The organism is Bradyrhizobium sp. LeoA1Lang, assembly GCF_055413685.1.
The window spans coordinates 1-4,179 of sequence record NZ_JBVAPG010000316.1 but is presented as its reverse complement, the minus strand read 5'-3'; the positions used below and the strand labels follow the sequence as shown (position 1 = coordinate 4,179).

Annotated in this window: 5 protein-coding genes; 4 read left to right on the top strand and 1 reads right to left on the bottom strand. The window is 59.8% G+C overall.

What is annotated here, in order from left to right; all coding sequences use genetic code 11:
• The first annotated feature begins 1,181 nt into the window (after positions 1-1,181).
• The gene (locus ACZYOF_RS42560) at positions 1,182-1,403 is read left to right on the top strand and encodes a hypothetical protein (RefSeq protein ID WP_463719477.1); all 222 of its coding nucleotides are present in this window, start codon (positions 1,182-1,184) and stop codon (positions 1,401-1,403) included.
• 418 nt (positions 1,404-1,821) lie between these two features.
• On the opposite strand, the gene ACZYOF_RS42555 is transcribed toward ACZYOF_RS42560, so the two are convergent.
• Positions 1,822-2,112 (bottom strand): transposase, encoded by a 291-nt coding sequence (locus tag ACZYOF_RS42555; RefSeq protein WP_463719476.1) that lies wholly within the window; start codon positions 2,110-2,112, stop codon positions 1,822-1,824.
• Positions 2,113-2,572: 460 nt separating this feature from the next.
• Between ACZYOF_RS42555 and ACZYOF_RS42550 the strand changes: the two genes are divergently transcribed.
• The 3 genes from ACZYOF_RS42550 to sctJ are packed head-to-tail and all read left to right on the top strand — an operon-like array spanning position 2,573 to position 4,037.
• A complete protein-coding gene (locus tag ACZYOF_RS42550) occupies positions 2,573-2,983 on the top strand; it encodes a hypothetical protein (protein WP_463719475.1) in 411 nt (136 codons plus the stop codon).
• On the top strand, positions 2,980-3,411 hold the full coding sequence (gene sctI, locus ACZYOF_RS42545; RefSeq protein WP_463719474.1) for a type III secretion system inner rod subunit SctI: 432 nt from the start codon (positions 2,980-2,982) through the stop codon (positions 3,409-3,411). Before ACZYOF_RS42550 ends, sctI begins: the two co-directional genes overlap by 4 nt.
• Positions 3,408-4,037: a type III secretion system inner membrane ring lipoprotein SctJ gene (gene sctJ / locus ACZYOF_RS42540; protein WP_463719473.1), complete on the top strand. Its 630-nt coding sequence runs from the start codon at positions 3,408-3,410 to the stop codon at positions 4,035-4,037. Before sctI ends, sctJ begins: the two co-directional genes overlap by 4 nt.
• Positions 4,038-4,179 lie beyond the last annotated feature (142 nt).

Here is a 4,179-nt window from a genome sequence, read left to right as displayed (position 1 = left end):
AACGGCGGCGAAATAAAACCCGAGCCCGAATCAAATGGATGTTCACAACCGACAAAGCTCGCGCCAAACTCGGCCGCGCCTATCCAGCCACCCCCAAAGAGTCAAAATCACTGTGATAGACCACTAGAGCGGCTGAGCTCCAACGAAACGAAAATCGCGCCAAGATCGGTGCGGATGGTGGTCGGGTGGGCGGATCGTCCGGTCGTATGCATGATCACCTTCGGGATGAGTGTTTAGGCAGCCTTATTCTGCAAGACATACGACTGCAATCCACCCCATGGGATCTCTCTCTCAAGGAGAGCGATACGCCATGAACGAGACTAGCAACATTGTCCCACTGCATCAGCCCGATGAGATCGACGATCCCCTGACGAATATTTTGCGATCTGGTGCTCGGCAGCTGCTTGCGCAGGCTGTGCTGATGGTGGTTCGTCCGATGCCAGTCCCGCAGAGGCCCGTGGAGGAACTTCGATCGGCTACAGTGTCGATATTTCGCGCGCTCACCTCGGCTCGGCTGCAAAGGACTCTCAGTCTGACTTGCGGGATAGGCCATTCAGTAGCATGCGCTACGCAGCCCGGCGATGAAGGTCGCAGAATCAGGGCCGAGGCGCTGTCTAGTCGCGCCAGCAAGCAGTGGCGGGTCGAGCGAGAGACGTCCGGAAAATCCGACGCGCTTCCACATCCCACGATATGCCGCCGTTCCGAACTCCCGCCGTCATCAACTTTCAGGGAAGGCTCAAATGCCCCGCGTTGGCCGAGATCGACCTGGACGGTAGCCACGCTTGCGCCGGGACGAGCGGCCCTATCATTCGTGCCGATGCACCCATACTGATTTAATATTTTGCACGCCGCGGACTCTCGGGCACCGAGGGCAGGGGCCGTCCAGTACCCGTGGATGCCGAAGTTAATCTCGGCGTCGGCAGGAGAGAGGTTGTCGATGCTCTCATGATAGCGGACGTGATTGTAGTGTTCGACGACGTGATTGTAGTGTTCGACAAAGGCCCGTATCTGCCGTTCGAGGTCGCCAGCTATCGCTGAAGCGCATCAGGCAATGCAACGCCGCCTGCACAACCTGGCCCGGCAGCAAGGAACTTTTGCTCTCGGACAGCCGGGCCTCAGCATCGCCTCGACGATGCTCTATGACCTGACCGTCAGCGGCGGCTATGCAGGGCAGATGATACGTGGGCGTAGTCGATCCGCATGGCGATATCGACCGTTACGGCGCTAAGGGCGTCGGGGACTTGCTGGCGAACCATTTTGGCGTGCGCATTCAAGCCATCGAGGCAGATGCGGCAGATGCGAATGCCAGGCTGACCGTGCATCCTGTCCTGGGTGAACAAGGTCGATTGGTACACATTCTGCACACGCCGGGGCATTTCCAGCCGCTGTGGCCTCGGCACTAAAAATGAAAGTCCCAAACCTCGGCGCCGCTGCAACGCGGTGCACACCGCTGATCGCCGCATGCCGAGCTTCGTCCTCGTTATACAGGTAGATCCTGGTAGTGGTCAGCGAGGCATGGCCGAAGGTGTCGCGAGTGTGGCGCAGATTCACACCGTCGGCCATGTTTCGAGCTCATCGTGTGGCGCAGCCATTGGGACACGAGGCCGCCTCCACCCTCTCCGCGCGTGCCTGGTGCTGCGGCCCCAGGAACGGCCAGGCGGTGAACAGCTCGCGAGACGCCGCATCAGGGCGAGGTCGTTGTCGTTGGCCGGCCGTGGCGGCCGGTAGAGCCCAGAGCGCGCGATACCAAGCAACATGCATTGCGGCGGATCGACAGCGCCATGTCGGCGCGATCGAGCATTCCTCGACGGTCCGGCGTGCTCATCTTCCGGACCTCCGCGCTAAAAAATCGCGCTCGACTGTCAGTTGTCCAATCTTGGCGTGCAGCTTCTCGATCTCGCGTTCGCGCGCCTCCTCGCTCTCGCGCCCGACACCCGCGTCAAAGGCCCGGGCCGCCTGGTCCAGCAGTTGCTTCTTCCAGGCATAAATCTGGTTCGGGTGAACCTCATAGCGCTGGGCCAGATCGGCCGCCGTCGCCTGCTCCCGCACGGCTTCCAGCGCAATCTTGGCCTTCAGTGCCGCGTCGATCGTGCGTCTCGTCTTCGTCGTCATCATGCGCTCCGTCTATCAAACGGAGCAGCCCCTTCCAACTAAGCACGTGGTCACAAAAGCGGGGTCCATTTCAGCTCCTCCTGATGTCTTCTATGACGCTGCCTGAGACTCTCTCTGCTGCGACCTCTGCGAGCAAGTGGTCAGCGCGTCGGCGTTGTCCGCCGTGTCCATTGCCTTACTCCTTTCTTGCGCGGTCTTCCGTTTGGTCTGGAGTTACCGTCCATATGCATTCACTATGCCTCGATCTCCAAACGGCATTTCCACTCGATCGTGCTGCGGACTAGAATCGCTGGCGACTGCATGCTGGAAGGCAGCACTTCAACCGAATGCTTATGACGCGCTCAGCGGCATCAGATGTGGTGGCCAAAACAGCTCGCAGTAAGTGCAGCTATCCGGTGGGATCTCTCTGCATTCTAACGGATGAGGCGGGTTTGCAGCGGTGTAAGGACTGTTCGTTGTTATGTCTGATTTAGTCCCGTTTGCCGCGCCGGAAAGCCGGCGCCGTCTCCTGCGGCGCCTGACCGAGGTTGCGTTTCTGGCTTGTGTTAAAAACGACGTGGAGCGAGCGAGGCGGATTGCCAGGGGAATCGATGTGGTTGCCCCAGGCGGTCGGGAGGCCGTCATTGCTTGCGTGCTCGTCGATCTGGCGGCAAACGACGTTGAGGCGGCGCTGGAGCGCCTCGATCCTCTTGCCCGCGCGAATGATCCCTATGGAATGGCATTCCAGGCGCTGGCTCTTGGAGTCGTTGGGCGCTTGAGTGAGCGGGATGCTGTGCTTCGGCGTCTTCCTTGCGACGATCAGGCGCTCGACGGGCTTGTTGCGGCGTTAGGGAGTGCAGCGAAGGTAGATCAGGAGGTTCAGTATCAATGAGCGGTGTGAATGGGATCGTGGCGCTACTTGAGGCTGTGTCGCCAGTGACCGGGAGGCCGGTGGCATCAAGGGCGCCGGCTGATTCGGTCGAGGCCTTTCGTTCGGCGCTCGATCGGCCAGCGCTATCGTCATCGAATGATGATCTCGCAGTGGTCAATGGTCTTGCCCCAACCGAGGAGGGGTTGGTTGGTCGTGTCCGGGTAGCTGACGATATCCTCGGTGGGATGGAGAAGCTAAGCGCCTCTTTCGGCGACGCTGCGAAAGTCGCGGCCGGGGTCGCGGAAAGCTATGCCGCCGGCGAGTTCAGTTCGACTGAGTGGCTGAGCGCGCAATCCACCCTGTCAGCCCTGACGCTGCAATGCGACATCGCGTCGAAGGTGGTTGGGAAGGCCGTACAAAGCCTTGATACTCTCCTGAAGAGCCAGTGAACAACAGTTATGCGAGTGTGGCGTTGGCGTTGAAGCGCGCGTTGATTCTTTTTGTGACGTTCGCGTTGGCGGGGTGCGGAGCAAAGATCGAGCTTTATCGTAATCTTCCGGCGCATGACGCCAACGAAATGCTCGCGTTGCTGATGCGGCACGGCATCGATGGCGAGCGGGTGGCGGAGCATAACGGAGCAGCCTCGCTGATTGTTCCGACGAAAGACGTGCCGCGTGCCATGAGTGTACTGGATGGCGCCGGATTGCCTCGCGATCGGCTTGCCGACTTGGGCACCCTCTTTAAGAAAGAGGGTATGTTGTCATCGCCAACGGAGGAGCGTGTGCGATTTATCCATGGCACGACGCAAGAATTGTCGGAGACGCTCTCCAGGATCGATGGCGTGTTCAGTGCCCGGGTCCATGCCGTCCTGCCCGAAAATACGATCGACGATCGCGTCCCGCCTGTTCCCTCAACTGCTGCTGTGTTGGTCCGCTATAAGCCTGGTACTGCCGTTGATCAGATCGTACCGAAGATCAAGGAGTTGGTCGCAAATAGCTTGAAGGGCGTGTCTTACGATGGGGTCTCGGTGACGCTCGTCGAGGCAGCTCAAGGAGCTATGGCGGAATCTGGGTGATGACGGACTGAGATAGGCGGCGTATCGAGGCGGGTAACCAGCCAGCCAGAACCTCACATGGGATGGTTCGTGTCAAGGCCATCAATCGCAATGCATCAGCAGTCCCTCCGAAGCGTCGCTATCCAGGTCCAAGCCCGTGCGT